Raw genomic sequence first — 368 nt, 5'->3', positions numbered from 1 at the left:
CGCCGGTGAAGATCGGCGCTGCCAGGCTGGTGCCGCCAACCGTGTACAGATTACCGTTCTGGTTGGTGGTGCTGCCGTTGATGACCAGGTTGGCGCCGCTGGCGCTGGCGGCGTCGAAGGCGATGTCTGGCAGGCCGCGGGGGGGGGCGCCGGAGGCGGTCACGCCGGATTGATAGCTTGGCGCTGCTTCGTATTTGCTGTAGCCGCCGCCGGTGGCCCAGATCCGCTTGGTGTTGTCGACATCGCCGGCAGCATCGTACTGGCCGATTGCCCGCAAGCCTTCATTCCAGACGATTTCGCTGCTGTACGCGCCCGCGTTGGTGTACAGGGCAGTGCCGCCGACGGCGATCACGTAAGGCGAACTGGCT

General features: G+C 66.0%; 1 pseudogene. It reads right to left on the bottom strand.

The window, feature by feature from the left end:
• Positions 1-368: pseudogene (locus FH08_RS0134200) on the bottom strand (peptidase S53); the annotation flags it as partial.

Source organism: Caballeronia sordidicola, from assembly GCF_000729995.1.
Taxonomy (GTDB): Bacteria; Pseudomonadota; Gammaproteobacteria; order Burkholderiales; family Burkholderiaceae; genus Caballeronia; species Caballeronia sordidicola_A.
This window is presented reverse-complemented; position numbering and strand designations above follow the sequence as displayed.